Consider the following 16,766-nt stretch of genomic DNA (forward strand, 5'->3'; position numbering starts at 1 on the left):
AGGTCGCGATTCATCGCCCATGCCGATCACTGATTGGGGAATGGTGATTCTATCGGGGAGCGGTCAGCGGCGAACACCGTAACCGTTTGAAAAAATGGCGCGCCCGGCACGATTCGAACGTGCGACCGCCTGGTTCGTAGTTAGCAGATTAAATCGTAACTAGCTGTTTCTATTAACATATTCCGGATCGCCCGTTGCCCATTTTGCCCCACAATGCAGGACAATGCATAACCAATCCCCGCAAAAGTCCCGCAAGGATTTTCGTACCCGCTACAACGATCCGCGGTGTTTCCGGATATTGAGAGCCTTCCACTGAAGCTGGGGATGCTGCCTGATACGCTCCGCCAACTCACCGTCGCCTGTCAGCAGTTCAGGAACGATCTCGCCACGCTCCAGCACCCGTTCCAGAAATTCGCGCTCGTGTGCCTCGAACGGCAGTACCATGGCCAGTCGCTCCCGGCATTCATCGACCAGCCGATCCATCCAGGCGCCCAGAACCTCCCGCTCGGGCACAGCATCCTCACGTAAAACGGGGAGCAGCTGTTGCTGCAGTTCCCGATAATCACAGCGGATGTCGGCCGGTGAGACGGCCCGCCAATCCTTGCGATTGCATGCGCCGTAGACGACAAACCCCAGCCTCAGCTTGTCACGATCGAGATTGCCAAACCTGAGCAACGCATGGGCATCGAAGAGATCCCGGCTGGCCTGTCTCGACAAGAGCGCCGCCAGCTTGCCGGCGGCGAGTTCGTGGAGATCGAGGATCGGTATGTCTTTCGCCTGGAATGTTCCTACGGGCCGTGAGTCCCGTCGTTGAATGGGCCATAGCGGTACCCTCAAGGTGAAGACCACGTCGATCTCCAGGTTGGCATTGCGCCCCAGGGCGTTGGTGTAGGCGAGCCGCCACTTTCCCCCGGCATGGGCTTCCGGCTGCCGGCGGATACCAAACCCTTCCCGACTGCACACGGCCATGATGGCCTGTTCGATCTGCTTTCGTTCGGCCTGCATACCCGCACGATCGACCGCCCCCACATAGTTCAGGTCGATGTCCACCGACAATCGGGGAAGATCGAAGATGAAGAGGTTGAGCGCCGTCCCACCTTTCAGGACGACCCGATCCTTGAGGTAAGGATGTCGTTGGAAGGCGTTCAGCAAACCGATCAGGCGAATCACCTTGTCCAGGGTCTCTGGTGGAAAACCAGTGGCGGCCGCCTCGGACTGGAGTTCTTGCAAAGTAAGGTTCACGCGACCTCCTCCCAGGCCCGTTCGAGAACGGCGGGGGGTACGATCAGGTTCCAGGAGGCCACCAGCTTCCCGGGCTCTCGCCGGCTACGCTCCAGGTAACAGGGCTGTTTGGGTACGTGCTTGCGCAACCTGTCCAGATGCGCCTCCTCCACCATCAGGGCATCGCGATGCTGCTCCAGAAAGAACCCCACCTTGGCCGCCACCGTTGCGCTCTTCAGTAACAGTGCATACTGAACCACCTGTCCCAGATCGAAATACTCCACCCCCTCCAGGGACCGCCAGACTTCCTCCCATCCTCCACCCAGATCGGGCCGGGCCAGCACATCCACCAGTGTCCGTTCCAGGCTGGTGACGCGAACCTGTCCACCGCCATGGCTTCGGATCTCGACACCGAAGTCTTCGGCCTGCTGTTCCAGCAAGGCCTTGGGAAAGGGCGTGGCGATGAACGCCTGGCCCTGGAAGCTGAAAGGCTGACGCGCCCGCCGGCTGAGATAGGGGAATCGGTGATGAACAGAATGGGCCCTGCCGTGAAACTGCAAGGCACTGTGATAGGCCAGCACGGCATCATCGGTGAGATGGCATGCCAGCAGGTAAGGATCCACCGGATAGTCCCCGGGACGGAAACCACGGGGAACCACGGCATACAGCCCCCGCCGGATGCGCAGCAGGTGTCCCGCCTTGACGTGATAGGCCAGCAAGGCCTCGCGGGTCTTCTTGCTGCCGGTCCCCGTTTCCGTCAGGAAGGCGGCGAATTCCTCGTGCCGGAAAACAGGGTGTTCGTCGAAGAAATCCTGGGTTTTCATGGCCTAAACTTGACAATAATTTTATTTACACCTAATTAATTTAGGTGCTCACATATTAATTGTCAATATTCATTTGCCTCGTCAGGCGACATAGGCCTCCTGGTCTACGAAACAGCCTGAGCGGCGCAGGAAGGGCAGCAACTGCGTATCGGCGAAGGGGCAGCCGGTTTCCGATACCCCCGCCTGCTGCCCGCCCTTGTGGACATCCTCATCGGCGGCGTGCCCCTCCCCCCGCCGGGCGCGGTCGAGCAGCACCCGGTAACCGGGTTCCCAGGCGCGGGTGCCCACGAAGATCTCCCGCAGCGCGCGCAGAATATCCATGGCGGCGAAATCCAGATCACCGAAGAACCAGGTCTGCAACTGGCATGCAGGATCCATCCAGGCGCGCGCCAGCCGCTCAAGCCCCCGCGGATCGGATGCCAGGGAAGCGTGCATCGACACCCCCTCGGCCGAGCGCAGCCGCTTGGCGGCGCCCATGAAACCCGAAATCCAGACCACGGCCAGGCGGTCGGGATCGACATCGGGCAACCGCCCACGCACGGCACTGTGATAGGTGGTCTCGTTTTCGATGAACAGCAGCCCCTCCCAGGCCGGCCCCGGTACGTGGACGTTGATCAGCACCGGTTTTTCGGGAAACGCCTCCGGATCATCAAGCAGGTGGGTGACGGCCTCGCGACGCGTGTCCAGCAGTTTCGATATGCCCCAGAAGACCGTGGCGGAGGCCTCGCGGAGATACAGGGAACGATCCAGATCCATCAGCAGCGCAAGCCGCTCGGACACATTGACCGCCGAGCGGCCCGCCACCTTCACGGGCTGGCGCAGAAACCCGGATAACCGTTCCTCCGGCAGACGCAGTCGCCCGAGCGCCTCCCTCCAGAGATCGCGTTCCGATTTTCCATTCACTGGCCGTCCCAGCGCTTTGCGGATGACAAACTCGCCTGCGGGAGTCAGAACGATCCGGGGTTCGGCATCGAAAGGTGCCATGTTCGCGGGCCGGCGTTTGGGCAGCCGCAGTTCGATCCAACCCTGGCCGGCGATCGCCTCCAGCAAGGACCAGGCGAATTCCCGGTCCGGCGTCTTGCTCGTATCGAAGAAAACCGGCGTCTTGTCCACCTTGAGCCGTAGCTGGGGAGGGCGCTCCCGCTGTGCCATGGGCTGCCGATCCACGAGATCGATTAGACGATGCAACACATCGGCGATGGCCGGCTCGCCCGCCCAGAGCTTCAGCTGTCCGCGGCTCTCGTCGTCATGGCCTGCGCTCATGGTTTCATATCCTCGTCGTTCAGCGAAATCGGGTATGATGAAACAGGATACCAGCCTCCGGGTTTGTCATGGACGCCTTGTTCGACATCGTCGGTTCCGATTTCTTCAAGCCCCTGACCGGCAAGCACCGTGCACTCTATGCCGACTGCATCACCGCCTTGTTCGAACGGCTGCACGGCCCCTACGCCGACTACCGGGTCAATATCACCCAACGTGAATTGCGCGAGCTTTTCCATCCGCTGGTCGCCACTCATGTGGACCAGACGATCTCGGCAATACCCGACGAAGAGCCTGACCTGGTAGGCCGGGAATCGGATCGCGCCCGTGCCGTCATCCGCCGCCTGGTGGAAACCGGCTGGCTGGAGACCCGGCTGGACAAGGGCACCATGCTCTCGGTCTACGGCCTCTCCCGCCCCGGCAAGGCGCTGGCAGACACCCTCTACCGCCTGCAAGGCGGCGGTATGCGCACCATCCGGCGCAACGTGCGTTCCACCCGCAATTCCCTGGAAGCCTATGTGCGCAGCGAAGGGCGGGAGCCCTACGAGCTGCTAGACGCCTTCGACGCCGCCCAGCGCATCATGTCGGACCTGAGCGACGACATCGACGCTCTGGAATTGCAACGCCGCAAATTGACCGAAGACGTGGCGCGCAGCCGGGGAGAGGGCATTGGTGAAATCCTCCACGAGCTGCGCCTGCGGCTGCCGGAGGTGACCCGCAAGTTCACGGCGGAATCCGTCGTCCAGCACCGCGGCCATATCGAGTCCCTGCTGGATGCCATCGAACACTGGTCACCCGAACGGCGCGAGACCGCCGACCGCGCCATCCTCGCGGCCCAGCCCGTCTTGGAAAACGAGCTGCTGGCGGGCGAATCCGCGCTCTGTTGGCTGACCGGAAACATCCGCGAGCGGGTCACGGCGGCCATGGAGGTCAAGATGCCGGAACTGCGCGAGGCGGTCTCCAATTTCGGCCGCCGCATTCAGCTCATCGTCATGCAGCAATCGGCCCTGGCCACCCAGGGCCGCGACACGACGGCACACCTGATAGAGAGGCTGAAACGGCAGCCGCGCGACCGGCAGGAGGCCCTGTTGAGCCGCTTGGCCGGCGCCATGTTCCCCTTGCGGGTCCGGCTGCCCGACCCAGAACGGGTCACAGTGAAGGAACGCGCGGTGCGGCGCAAGCCCATCGATACCGGCCTGGCGCAGCCGCGTCTGACGCGGGAGGAACGGCGCCAGGCCCACATCCAGCAGGCCCTGGAGACCGCCTTCGCCCTGACGGAGCAGGAGGTCGACGCCTACGTGCTGGAGCAGATGGGCGCGGCCCGGGCCATGAGCCTGCGCCACTTCCGGGTCACCAATGCCCTGGAGCTGCTGGCACTGTCCCACAGCATCGAGGTAGCTGCCCACAGGGACACCGGCTACGAGTGGGACATCGTGCCGGAGCACGACGAACAGGGCGGTATCCGCTGGTTCGACACCGGTTACGGCCGCATGCAGGCCTTCACCCTCAAGCGCCGAGGCGGCACATCATGAGCGTCTTTCTCGATGCCTTTCATGAGGCCCTGGACGCCACGCCCCTGCGCGGTGAACGGTCCTTTCAGGCCATCATCCACCGCCTGCTGGAACACGGCATCATCGTCGCGGATGATTCCGAGGTGGAGCGCCAGTTGTACGAGCAGGCGGTTTCCGCCTTCCCCCTGTTGCGGGACTGGTTCGAAATCGCCGGGCTGCGCCTGGCCCACTACCGGGAATTCCGCTACCTGCGCCTCTACCCGCCGGGCGCGCGTATCCCGGGCGTCCACCAGGACGATGAGGAACACCTCGACGCCACCGCCCTACGCGAGCGCTATACCCCGATGGAAGCACGCCTGTTACTGGTGCTGCGCGCGCTCTATGACCAGGCCCTGGCGCTGGGCAACCTGGGCGACCGGGGCGAGGCCAGCCTGCCGCTGGAGGAAGTGTTCACCGCCATGAACACCATGATGAACACGCCCATGCCGGAGGCCGCCGGCGAACGCGACCGGCTCTTCAAGCGTCTCAAGCGTCTCAAGGCCATCGACTATGTCAGCAGCGACGCCCCGGAGTCGGAACGCTGGCTCGCCATTCGCCCCATGATCACCACCCTGGTGAGCGGTGACCTGCTGGCGGACGCCATCCAGTACCTGGAAGAGACGGCTACGAACGACGGCGAAGCGGACTGAGATGTACATCGACCAAGTAATCACCGTCAACTGGGGCGCCCTGCCCAACCGCGAATACGCAATGGGGCCGCTGACCCTGTTCACCGGCGGCAACGGCACCGGCAAGACCACGCTGGCCGACGCCATCCAGACGGTGATGACGGCGGCCCGCGACACCTTCTACAAGTTCAACCCCGGCCAGGACGAAAGCTCGCAGCGGGGCCGCTATGGTAAGACCCCGCGTACACTCGCCTCCTACGTGCTCGGCGCCGACCGCAACCGGCTGGCCCGCCCCCAGGGCGCCCACGGCTACGTGGCGCTGGTGTTCCGCACCACGCCGGGCGTCGAGGCCGAGAGCGCCCCGTTCACCGCCCTCATCGGGGTCTCCGCCGATCTCGGCATCGAGGGCAAAAGGCGAGCGCCGCGCACCATCGACCAGGTCAACCTCATTCTGCCGGACATCGCCCTGGGCCTTAACGACTTGCTCGCCGACCGAGAACAGGACGGGGAAGACCATGTCGTACCCGTCGAGCGAATCGAAAATCACCTGAAGAAACGCTTCGGTTCCGCCGCCGTCCGCGTCTACCGGGACAAGATCGGCTATCTCAAGGCGCTGTGGGGCCACCTGCGCAATCCCCAGGGCATGGCCGTGAGCGAGCGAGATGGAGACGGTACAGGCCACCCGCACCTGGTCGCGGCTGATGGCGCACAGCCCCATCGGTTCCATCAACGATTTCGTGCGCGACGAGATCCTGGAGCGGCGCGACGTCGCCAGCGCCCTGGACCACATGGTGCAGTCGGTGCAGACATTCAACCAGCTCAAGCAGCAGGCGGAGGAAGTCGAGGCCCAGACCGCCAGGCTGCGCCGCATCGAGCAGCATGGTGTACAGATCGAACGGGGTTACAAGGCCCTGGCGGAAAAACGGCTGCTGCTGGCGGAGACCGTCCTGTACCAACTGGAACAGAAACGCGATGCGACACACGAAGAAATCGAAAGCAGCCGGGCCGAACGGCGTGGCATCGGGCGTCGCCTGGCCGCGCTCGAATCCGAACTGCAGCAGGTGGACAAGGAACGTGTCGTCCTCCAGGCCGAGCGTGACGGCCATCCCGTGCTGGCCCAGAAGGGCGAGCTGGAAAAAGAGCTCGAAACCCTGCGTCAGGCGCAGTTCGATCAGACCTCGCAACTACTGAGCGCCCTGGAAACCGTACAGAAAAAACTCAATATCCTGCCGCAACTGAAATCCCTGGTGCCGGAGGGCGACGACGAACTGGCCAAAGGTCTGCTAGGACTCCTGCAGACGGGCGCGCCCTTGCAGGCACTCGATATCGGTGAGTACCGGCGTCACCTCATGGAGGTCATCCAGAAAGAGGCGGGGCTGTACCAGCCTGAGGCCTTCGCCGCCTTTGCCGAACGGGCCGGCGGCAGCCGGATCGACCGCCTGCTCGCGGACATCCGCGACCGGGTGAGCCGGCGCGGCGGTCTGGACGAACGGCAGCTCCTGCTGCAACAGCGGCTGCGCGACGAGCACCAGCGCCTGTCCGGAGAACTCAAGGAGACCGAGGCCCAACTCGACCGGCTGCAACGGGGCGAACCGCCCTTGCCCAGGGAGACGGAAGCCGCCCTGGCGCTGCTGCGCCGGGAACAGCCCGGCGCCCGGCCCCGGGTGCTCTGCGAGCTGATCGAGATGGCGTCAGGCTTCGAAGACTGGCAGCCGGTCATTGAGGCCTATCTGGGCAGAAACCGTTTCGTCATCCTGGTGGAACCCGAATACGAATCCAGCGCCACCCGGCTGTTGAAACAGCACCGGCTGCACCGCTGCAAGATCGTCCAGGGCGAACGGGCGCGTCGGGATGCCGCCCAACGCTCCGTAGAACCACACACCCTGCCAGCCTGCCTGAAGGTGGACGACCCCACGGCACTCGCTTATCTGCTCGGCACCTACGGCAACGTCAAGCTGGTCGGTGATATGGAGACGTTACGCTGGACCCCGCGCGGCATCATGAAAGAAGGCTTTGCCTCCAGCGGCTACACCCAGTTTCCCTGCCAGGCCCGCAACGACGAACTGACCTTTGGCCGGCAGGCCCGGCAATACCGGCTGGAAAGCCTGCGGGCCCGCAAACGGGAAACCGAAGAGACGCTGGCCCGCCTCGACGAACGGCTGGGCGCCCTCGGCCGCCTGGCCGACGGCCTCCACCTGCTGAAGACCGACACCGCCCTGGAGGAGATCGCCATCGGCCTGTACGAGCGGGCCGAACGGATGACCCGGCTTCGCGACCGTATCGAGGCCCTGGACCTGGGCGAAGCCCAATCCCTGGAACGGCGCTACCAAGCCGCGCTGGAAAGGATGGAAGCGCTGCAAAAGGAAAAGGAAACCGCCATCGATCGCAAGGGGGCACTGGGCGAAAAGCTCAGGCAACTCGAAGAACGGCTGGCCGGACTGGAAAACGAACAGGCGGAAGCGCGCAAGGGACTGGAAGCGGCCCGCCGGATCGTCCTCGACCTCGCCCGGCCAGATTCGGATTACGATGCCGGGGCCGTCATTGAGGCGCTGGCCGCGCAGGCCCACCGGGACACGCCGGATACCGATGAGCTGCATGCGCGGATAGAAAACGAGCAAAAGCAGTTCAACGGCCACTGGCCCAACTACCGCAGCGCCATCCGGGAATACAACGCCGCGGTGCCATCCCGAGAGCAGGCCATTACATTGTCACCACAGGCGCTGGATACCAATACGCTGGAACACAATACCCGTTTCTTCATGTTCATGGCCATCCAGCACGAGGTCCGGGCGCGCCTGCACATGCTCGAAACCTCCATACTTAACGCCATCCGCGAACAGCTCGCCGACATCAAACAGGAGATCGACAAGGCCGTCACCAACGACTTTGTCAACTTGGTGATGGCCAACATCCGCAGCGGCAGGCAGCAGATCGACGACCTCAACCGCACCCTCCAGCAGCACCGCTTCGGCGACGAGCAATATGAATTCATCGCCCACTACCGGGAAGGCCTCCACGGCGCCTACCGGCGTTTCTTCAAGGCCGTCGCCGACAAGTCACTGCTCAACGAGGATGCCTTCTCCATCTTCGACGACAGCCAGTTCGACGCCCAGGACATCCAAACCCGTGACGAGATCATGGACAAGCTGTTCCAGGGCAGGGACACCCGGGTCCGCGATGAGCTGCTGCGCATGGCCGACTACCGGGAGTATTTCGACTTCGATATCTACCGCGTGCATGAAGGCGAACGCATCTCCCTGGCCGAGGACGCCACCGGCAGCGGCGGTCAACTGGAAACCGCGGCCTACGCCATCCGCTCCGCTTCGGTGATCAACGCCTTCCGGTTGAACGACCGGCGCAGCCCGCGCCATTGCCGCTTCCTGCTCTTCGACGAGACCTTCGCCAAAACCGACGAACAACGCTCCGTGGAAATCCTCAAGCTGCTCACCCGCTCCCTGAAACTCCAGATCCTGTTCGTCGTGCCCTCGCGCTCGGCGGGTGTCTTCAAACCCATCCTCACCCACCAGCACGTCTTCACCAAGTTCAAATCGGTCAACGCACCGGGTGAGCTGAACGACCTGGTCGAAATCAAGTCGGAAATCCTGGACAACGAGAAAATCGCCAAGCTATGGGAGCAACACAAGGAAGAAGTCATGCTCCAGGCCGCACTCGAATTCGACAACCTGGATACCGAAACGACCTGATTTCGGCCCACGCGCGGCCATACGCGGCCTGCATGCACAACCCCCTGTGGTCGGCATAAGACCCGGTTTTTGACCAGATGGTCGGACCAGAACCCAAGTTATTGATATGCCAGAACGATGAGCTGGCTGCGAAGACAACAGCAAGTCAGAACGAGCGTGGAAAATCGTTCATAACTTACTGTTTTTATTGGATGGCGCGCCCGGAAGGATTCGAACCTCCGACCACCTGGTTCGTAGCCACGAGCGCAATTAATAAACCTTTTATTTTCAATATCTTGCGGCACCTGCCAATTACGATAATGAGCGTCAAGATACTGAAATTTAGTGGTAGTAGTATCCTGTGCTAGCACATTTTTGGGCACACCGATTTGCACGCCAACTCATGACACAATCGGTATCAGTACACGGAAGCTGTTTCAACACTACCGCCTCATGATTGGACCGGCAGTGCCCTGATTCCGTCCAGCAACACCCGGGTGGCACGGCAATCATCTTCGTTGTAATCCAAGATCCGCTGCTTGATTTCCAGATCACCGCTGTCGACCCATCTGTGGAACCATTCTATGGATGCCGCGCCTGATGGGTGAGTGTCACGCCAACTGAAGCCCAGGTACTTGGCAAGCGTCTTGATCGAATAGTCCTTTGTGGGCCACTCTGTCTTCGGGAGTACGACATCGAAGTAGAGGTCCACTGCATTGCCCGGATCAAAAAACTGTTCTAACTCCTCTTCGGTACATACGCCAGGATATTTTTCCCGCAACTTCCGCCAGATCGTGCGTTCATACTTGGAGTAGTAATAAACAGAACACTGTCCGGCTTCCTGCAAGTATTGCCACGCCTCTGCAAACGCCCTCTCCTCTTCCTCCGGCGTCGGGGTATCAGTAAAGAAAGCCACATAGCGTTCCCGGTCGTTATCGCCCTCACGCCGTTCGACAAATCCATGCACATAACAGATATCCCGCATGGGATCGACCTCAATATCGAAGAAGATTTCCAGTGCCGAAGGCGGCAGTTCGACAGGTTCCTTCAAATATGGCGTACCATCAGGATCAACTAGGGCGTGTTAACACTAATGCTGATATACTACATCCATGAAAATTACATCAGCAGAATTCAAAGTCATCGAAAAGTTACTGCCAAAACAGCGGGGTAACGTTTCCATATCCAATTTACAGGTACTCAATGCCATTTTGTATGTCGCGGAACACGGCTGCAAATGGCGAGGATTACCGAAAAAGTTCGGCAATTGGCATACGATTTACACGCGCGCCAACCGGTGGGCCAAGAAAGGCGTCCTGGATCATGTGTTCGCCGCACTGCAGGAAAACGATGTCATCAACATTCAGGTGGATCATGTATCGCTCGATAGCACAGCTGTCAAAGTGCATCCTGATGGAACGGGCGCATTAAAAAAAACGGTCCACAATCGATTGGTAAATCGCGCGCGGGCTGGACAACCAAAATTCACATGGTTGCGGCTGACGCCAGAACAGCCGTGACGTTCTCGCTTTCTCCTGGTCAGGCAGGTGATGCGCCGGAGGGAAGAAAGCTGCTGAAAACCCTTGAAAATAAAGGATGGGAGGGGACGCATGTCATTATGGACAAAGCCTACGAAGGCGATGAAACGCGCCAGTTGGTATTGGAACTTGAAATGCTTCCTGTCGTCCCGCCCAAAAACAATCGGCTGAGCGTGTGGGAATATGACAAAGAGATGTACAAGAAACGCAACGAGGTCGAACGGCTGTTTCGTCGGCTGAAGGGTTTTCGCCGGATCTTCTCGCGATTCGACAAACTGGATTGCGTTTTCATCTTCTTCATTCATTTCGCACTGATTGTCGACGCACTGATTAGTGTTAACACGCCCTAATAAACACGCCCGCTGATGTAACTTACCTAATGTCCCCACCCCAATGCCTGGGAAAACAGCCTTACGTCCGGCAATAAAATGCGACGGCTCGCTGGCAGCAAATTCGTGGATGGTCTGAACATGCTCGACCATAGCATCACGCTTCGATCTCCCAAGTTCCGGGATCAGGGTAAGATCGTTGGTTGACTGAAGTTCGTCGAGGCACGCGCTATACCAGTGACACAACTTGCACGTCCCCCCGTAGGCCGGCAACGTCTTCTCGGATCGGGCAATAATCTCGCGCGCGGTAGCCAAATATACTTGGTATTCGTCCCATAGTGTACGAGGATTCCTCACACCTTGAGGTGCGGCCAAATCGTATGTGATCTCCCGACCATTAACGTCCCAGATAAATCCACGGCGACCGGCAGACAGCCCTTTACGCTCCAGGATATCCACATAGAGGGCAAGCTGCATGGCGTAATGCTTCTTCGGTCTACCATCATCCTCAGAGCCCACTTCTCCAGCACCGGACTTGATGTCTCCTGGCACGTAGCCATCCCCTTCACGGCGCAACAAATCCGGATCCCCTAGCAAGTCATCAGACTGGATACGACCACTGTAGATCAGTGGTTCACCACGCCGGATCGCCTCTTCAGTCAATCGTTCCTTTTCATCACCTGCGTAGAGGGAAAGATCAACATATGGAATGTCCAGAGCACGAATAACATCCCGCTCGAAGGCGTTCCCTCTCTCCCACAAGAGCTGGATAAAAGGATTAATCTCATCCCGTTTCGAAGTATCGCCAAACAAATCCATAGTGACCCGATGTGGACAGTGCACCAAGTCATAGAGCATGGATCCTGTAATTTGAGTGGCCATTCCATCCCCCTGGTTCCCACATCAGATATAGATCACCCGTAAAACCCGCTACCACAAGTTAGCGCCTTTTTCAACCCAGAAAGAGGCTCCCTTCTGGCCGTCTTTCCGTCGTTTTTGCCGCCCCACCAATGGTTAGCATAGCTACCGCGACAAGCACTGTGGAGCACAAACAGTGAGCGAAACAATCTCTTCAACCTATGAATATCTTCTGACGCACTATGGACCGCTGCTGACACTCAAGCACTTGGCCGAAGTGATGCACACCACACCAAACGGTGTGCGTATGGCCATTGCACGCAAGCGACATCCACTGGCCGTCGCATTGGCAACCGCCAGGAGACAGCTAGGGCGTCGAGTGTATTTCGAGGCACGGTTGGTCGCAGAAATCATTGATCAGGGAATAGAGACAAAGCGACATCAAAACCCTTCAACCACCGAGAAGAAACGCCGCACTGAAACCGATGTTTCGTTACCCACTCAAGAGCGTTCTTTAACCTGTATATAAATACAACTAATACCAACGCATGAAGTACTGAAAATGCCAGCACGAATACACAATTTGGCCATTTTTTCCGACAAATCGACACATTTTTCCGCCTTAAGAGCCGATCAAGAAGGCTACCTCACCGATAAGGGAATACCTGCTGTCATTACCTGCAAGGAGGTGTTGTAGCCATGAGTTTTGATTTTTCACAAGTGAATCTTCAGTACTTTATCCAGGCCCGTGATCTCGCCAAACAAGATCCGGAACTCGTTGCAACCATGCTCGGCATACCAGATGAGATGGCCCGTCTGCTGGCAGGGTTGACCCCTAAAGAACTCGCACATGTTTCCCTCATCAAACAACCGTTGCTGCTTCCGCGCCAGGAAGCATGGTGGTGGTCGCGTTTGTTTACGGCCGTACGTGAAGGCCGCGCGGAGGAAATCGAGGCCATTATGGAACACGCTCCGTTGATCACGGTGCCATAGAGGAGAGGACGTGTGAATGAACTCCGTAGTCTGTTCGGCCCTGTTTCTCCCGATCCCGCCACCGTGCGGTGAGCGGGTCGCCCGCGCCGGCTGCGATGTCGAACTTTGTGGCTATGCCACGAGAATCATGGAGGCCATCCATCTCATTCATCTCGGCGCGCGGGCAGGGCTCGTCTGTCAACTCACCCAACTTGAAAAAACCACGGTAAATCGCCTGTATCGGCAGTACAACGGTGCACCCTCACCGCCAGGACAGATGCCCTTCACCGATAACTGGTACAGGGAGAGCGATGTGCGCATGTTGCAGGCCACGCTCGTCTGGCGGCTGCACCGGCGACTGTCACAAACGAGGCGAAGCGCTGCTCGCCTCCTGATCGATGTGTTTGAAGCGTACATCCAACTTGTACGCGAACCCTTGCTCGACCTGACTCGCACGGTATTCGTACCCCGCCTTGTCGCCATGGAGATATGGCACGAATGCGTGTGCGAGTTCTGTGGCATGACCTATCTGTCTGCAGTGGACAGCAACAGCATCGCCTGTCCCGGCTGCCGGCTCTATCACCGTCACCGGTGCTCCCAGTGCGGTTCGCCGTTGGCACCGCAACCCAAAGGACGCCGGCGTGTGGTCTGTGGCGATTGCGGAAACACCGATAACGGAGGAATCCGGCATTGATCGAGAGAGAAACCCATCGAAATCCCGAACCGGCATGTTCTCCACGTCCCTGGAGGATCCCATGGCCCTGAAAATCACCATCACCAGCACCAAGGGAGGTGTCGGCAAGACGACGTTGACCGCCAATCTGGGTGGCCTGCTGACCGATCTCGGGCAGAAGGTATTGCTCGTGGATGCGGATGTGCAACCCACGTTGTCCAGTTACTACCCTCTGGAGCAACAAGCCGAACGAGGGTTGTCCTCGCTGATCACGGAGGGTGTAGTCGAGGGCGTCATCAGCCGTACAGCGATCCCGTGTTTAGACCTCATCCTCTCAGACGATCCAGAGGGGATGTTGCAGAACTGGATCCTGCACACGCCGGATGGGCGTGTCCGTCTGAAGCACCTGCTGGGCCGCTTCGACCAGGATTACGATTTCATCCTGCTGGATACGCAAGGCGCTGTCGGACCGCTACAGGATTCCGCCGTCCTTGCCGCAGATCTCCTGGTCTCCCCGATCCCGCCGGAAATCCTCTCGGCGCGGGAGTTCGCTCGTGGCACAGTGCAGATGCTGGACCGCTTGCGTCCGATGGCCTTCCTCGGTGCGCCGCTGGGTCCGTTGCGCGGACTCATCTACCGCATGGACCGGACCGTCGACGCACGTCGCATCGCCCAGGAGTTGTGTCGGGAGGCCTACGGTCCCAGCAAGGGCGCCATCACCATCCTGGACACGGTGATTCCGAACACCGTCGCTTACCGGGAGGCGGCCACCGCGCGGGTGCCGGTGCACCGATGGGAACCCCGACGGCAAGGACCCACACTCAGTGCCCGCGACGCCATGCTGACCCTGGTCTCTGAACTCTTCCCGCACTTGTCGGACAAGAAGCTCGACTGCGAAAGCCTGTCGGCACAAAAGGAAACACGCTGATGGCAAGGAAGCACCCGACCAGTGAACAGATCCAGTCGATGCTCCGTGAGGGTCACTTCGGCCAAAGCCGCGAACTGCCGCCGGCGGATCCGCTCGACACCACGCAGATGCTGCTGGAGATCGACCGCATCCAGCCCTACGACCGCAATCCCCGCAAGGAACGCAACCCGCTCTACGACGAGATCAAGGCGTCCATCCGCGCCCAGGGCGGGCTCAACAATCCGCTGACCATCACCCGCCGGCCGGGGGATACCTATTATATGGTCGAGTCCGGCGGTAACACCCGCCTGCAGATACTCAAGGAGTTGTGGGCGGAAACTCACGACGAACGTTTTTATCGCATCCACTGCCTGTTCCGGCCCTGGGTCTCCGAATCCCATGTCCTCACCGCCCACCTGATCGAGAACGACAAACGCGGGGCGCTCACCTTCATCGACAAGGCCCTGGGCGTGCGTGAACTGCGTGAAGTGCTGGAATCGGAGCAATCGGCGCAGCTCTCTCAACGACAACTGGCGGAGACACTGCGGGAACGGGGATACACGCTGGACCAGAGCATGATCTCCCGGATGGACTACGCCGTGGACGTGCTGCTCCCGCTCATCCCGGAGGCGCTGCGCGCCGGCATGGGGGCACCGCAGATACGCCGGATCCGGCGCCTCGAATCCGCCTGCCGTCGCTTCTGGAACGACCAGGATAAGGCGCCGGAGCTGTTCGAGGTGCTGTTCAACGAGGCATTGGCCGCCCATGACGGTCCGCATTGGGAACTGGATGCGGTGCAGCGGGAGCTGGAAACCCGGATGGCCGAGGCCACGGGCCTCTCTCTCAAACACGTGCGGCTGGAGATCGATGCGCGACTGGCCAGTAGCGCCAACGAGCAGAACACTTTGAGCCCGGCCACGGACACCCGGCCCGAGCCTGCCACAACGCTAGAAGCCACAGGAGAGACGCCACCGAGCACTACGACCCCCGAGGCGGAAACCCCCGGGCCTGCGGAGCCACCACGCCCGACACCGCCCGGTGAGACCGATTCGGAATCAGAAGGCCCGGCTCAGAAAGCGCCGCCGTCAACCCCCTCCCCGGACAATTTCGCCGGTAGCGAAACTGGACAGCCGCAGGCTGCCCGAAGAGAGCATGCCAGGGACGACGCGCATCAATCTGACGCATCGTCCTACAACGGACCCGGCGATCTGAAGTCGCTACGCGGCCGGGGTTACGTGCTCGCCCTCAAGATCGCCAAGCGACACGACCTGGAAGACTGCATCACGCCCGCCGGCAAACTCGGCATGGGGTTTCTGGTGGACATTCCGCGCGAATCCATCATCCCGGTCGCGGGCCAGGAAGACGCCCTCCGCCAACTCTACCGCCAATGGGTGTGGTGGCTCCTGTTGAGCTTTTCCGAGGAGAGCGTACAGCCCGAACGCATGGAGCGGATCCCCGACGACCTGCTGCTGCGCAACCTGATCCTGGAGAAGAACGACACCCAGGCCCTGGCGCTGGTTGGTGAACCCGATTGGAAGGCGCTCGGCTACGAACTGCTGAACAACCCATCGGTCCCGCAGGCCACCATTGATGACCTGCTGGCCCTGGCGCAGACCTGCCGCCGCATCCGGCAACTGATGGATGACGACGGCGGACTGGCCCTGTGGCAGACCGACGGATAACGGTGCCGGAAGCGAGGTGGACGATGCCGAAGACGACACACGCAGAGTTGGTGTTCCACACCCTGCGCTACGTCACGGAAACCCTGGCCGAAGGGGACATCCACTCGGTGCTGGACCTGGGTTTCCGGCTGGACCAGATCGCCCGCCTGGAGCGCTTCACCCTGCGCGATCTCTATCACATCAGCCAGGTACGCACGCACTTCATGGACATCTCCGTGGACCCCGCCTGCTTCGACCGGGTACTGGACCACATGGAACGCAACAAACGTCACGATGCCCTGCAGAACGAACTCATCCGCCTGCGCGCACCCCTCGCCATGATGCGGGCCTTCTTCGGCATGACCAACGCCGAATACGCCGCCCGCCGCAAACTGCTCGGCATGACAGGCACCGGCATCGGGCGACCGCCCGCACCGTCCGAAGACGACGAGCAGCGCGTCTGGAAGGCCTGGCAGGCCAACGCCCACCACCCCGTGGAAGCGCGTTACCTGCACGTCGGGCAGACAACCGGCGTGCCCTTGAACACGGTATGGGCGTTGATCCGATCCTGGGAGGCTACCGGGCTGCTGCCGGCGAAGCAATCGGACGATGCCAGCAAGGTCGTTCGGCTCAAGACCAACGAACAATGAGCCTGTGGGGA

The 16,766-nt window shown here is 60.5% G+C and carries 14 protein-coding genes and 1 pseudogene; 10 read left to right on the plus strand and 5 right to left on the minus strand.

Annotated elements, in window-relative coordinates:
- Positions 1–270: 270 nt before the first annotated feature.
- From QVG61_RS09025 to QVG61_RS09035, 3 genes are all read right to left on the minus strand, one after another.
- Positions 271–1,242 (minus strand): nucleotidyl transferase AbiEii/AbiGii toxin family protein, encoded by a 972-nt coding sequence (locus QVG61_RS09025; RefSeq protein ID WP_289930304.1) that lies wholly within the window; start codon positions 1,240–1,242, stop codon positions 271–273.
- Positions 1,239–2,045: a type IV toxin-antitoxin system AbiEi family antitoxin gene (locus tag QVG61_RS09030; protein ID WP_289930305.1), complete on the minus strand. Its 807-nt coding sequence runs from the start codon at positions 2,043–2,045 to the stop codon at positions 1,239–1,241. Before QVG61_RS09030 ends, QVG61_RS09025 begins: the two co-directional genes overlap by 4 nt.
- A gap of 81 nt (positions 2,046–2,126) precedes the next feature.
- Positions 2,127–3,308: a hypothetical protein gene (locus QVG61_RS09035; RefSeq protein WP_289930306.1), complete on the minus strand. Its 1,182-nt coding sequence runs from the start codon at positions 3,306–3,308 to the stop codon at positions 2,127–2,129.
- 68 nt (positions 3,309–3,376) lie between these two features.
- Between QVG61_RS09035 and QVG61_RS09040 the strand changes: the two genes are divergently transcribed.
- The 3 genes from QVG61_RS09040 (at position 3,377) to QVG61_RS09055 (ending at position 9,188) form a co-directional block, all read left to right on the plus strand.
- Positions 3,377–4,837, plus strand: a complete 1,461-nt coding sequence (locus QVG61_RS09040) for a Wadjet anti-phage system protein JetA family protein (RefSeq protein WP_289930307.1) — start codon at positions 3,377–3,379, stop codon at positions 4,835–4,837.
- Positions 4,834–5,505: a DUF4194 domain-containing protein gene (locus QVG61_RS09045; protein WP_289930308.1), complete on the plus strand. Its 672-nt coding sequence runs from the start codon at positions 4,834–4,836 to the stop codon at positions 5,503–5,505. The genes QVG61_RS09040 and QVG61_RS09045 overlap by 4 nt, the downstream gene beginning before the upstream one ends.
- Positions 5,506–6,146: 641 nt before the next feature.
- The gene (locus QVG61_RS09055; RefSeq protein WP_289930310.1) at positions 6,147–9,188 is read left to right on the plus strand and encodes an SbcC/MukB-like Walker B domain-containing protein; all 3,042 of its coding nucleotides are present in this window, start codon (positions 6,147–6,149) and stop codon (positions 9,186–9,188) included.
- Between the two features lie 430 nt (positions 9,189–9,618).
- On the opposite strand, the gene QVG61_RS09060 is transcribed toward QVG61_RS09055, so the two are convergent.
- Positions 9,619–10,218: a TM0106 family RecB-like putative nuclease gene (locus QVG61_RS09060; RefSeq protein WP_289930311.1), complete on the minus strand. Its 600-nt coding sequence runs from the start codon at positions 10,216–10,218 to the stop codon at positions 9,619–9,621.
- Positions 10,219–10,279: 61 nt separating this feature from the next.
- Between QVG61_RS09060 and QVG61_RS09065 the strand changes: the two genes are divergently transcribed.
- Positions 10,280–11,055 (plus strand): IS5 family transposase gene (locus tag QVG61_RS09065; protein WP_289930007.1). Its coding sequence is split into 2 segments (ribosomal slippage): positions 10,280–10,595 and positions 10,595–11,055, totalling 777 coding nucleotides; the frame shifts between segments, so codons are not numbered across the junction.
- A gap of 261 nt (positions 11,056–11,316) precedes the next feature.
- On the opposite strand, the pseudogene QVG61_RS09070 reads toward QVG61_RS09065, so the two are convergent.
- Positions 11,317–11,916: pseudogene (locus QVG61_RS09070) on the minus strand (hypothetical protein); the annotation flags it as partial.
- A gap of 172 nt (positions 11,917–12,088) precedes the next feature.
- On the opposite strand from QVG61_RS09070, the gene QVG61_RS09075 reads away from it, so the two are divergent.
- From QVG61_RS09075 to QVG61_RS09100, 6 genes are all read left to right on the plus strand, one after another.
- A complete protein-coding gene (locus QVG61_RS09075) occupies positions 12,089–12,421 on the plus strand; it encodes a hypothetical protein (protein ID WP_289930312.1) in 333 nt (110 codons plus the stop codon).
- A 170-nt stretch (positions 12,422–12,591) separates the two neighbouring features.
- Positions 12,592–12,885 (plus strand): flagellar transcriptional regulator FlhD, encoded by a 294-nt coding sequence (locus tag QVG61_RS09080; RefSeq protein ID WP_289930313.1) that lies wholly within the window; start codon positions 12,592–12,594, stop codon positions 12,883–12,885.
- Between the two features lie 16 nt (positions 12,886–12,901).
- On the plus strand, positions 12,902–13,558 hold the full coding sequence (locus QVG61_RS09085) for a FlhC family transcriptional regulator (protein WP_289930314.1): 657 nt from the start codon (positions 12,902–12,904) through the stop codon (positions 13,556–13,558).
- 61 nt (positions 13,559–13,619) lie between these two features.
- On the plus strand, positions 13,620–14,465 hold the full coding sequence (locus tag QVG61_RS09090) for a ParA family protein (protein WP_289930315.1): 846 nt from the start codon (positions 13,620–13,622) through the stop codon (positions 14,463–14,465).
- Positions 14,465–16,126, plus strand: coding sequence for a ParB family protein (locus tag QVG61_RS09095; protein ID WP_289930316.1), 1,662 nt, complete (start codon positions 14,465–14,467; stop codon positions 16,124–16,126). Before QVG61_RS09090 ends, QVG61_RS09095 begins: the two co-directional genes overlap by 1 nt.
- A 23-nt stretch (positions 16,127–16,149) precedes the next feature.
- Positions 16,150–16,755, plus strand: coding sequence for a DUF2857 domain-containing protein (locus tag QVG61_RS09100; protein WP_289930317.1), 606 nt, complete (start codon positions 16,150–16,152; stop codon positions 16,753–16,755).
- Positions 16,756–16,766: the final 11 nt, after the last annotated feature.

This window comes from Thiohalobacter sp. IOR34, assembly GCF_030406045.1.
Lineage (GTDB): Bacteria > Pseudomonadota > Gammaproteobacteria > Thiohalobacterales > Thiohalobacteraceae.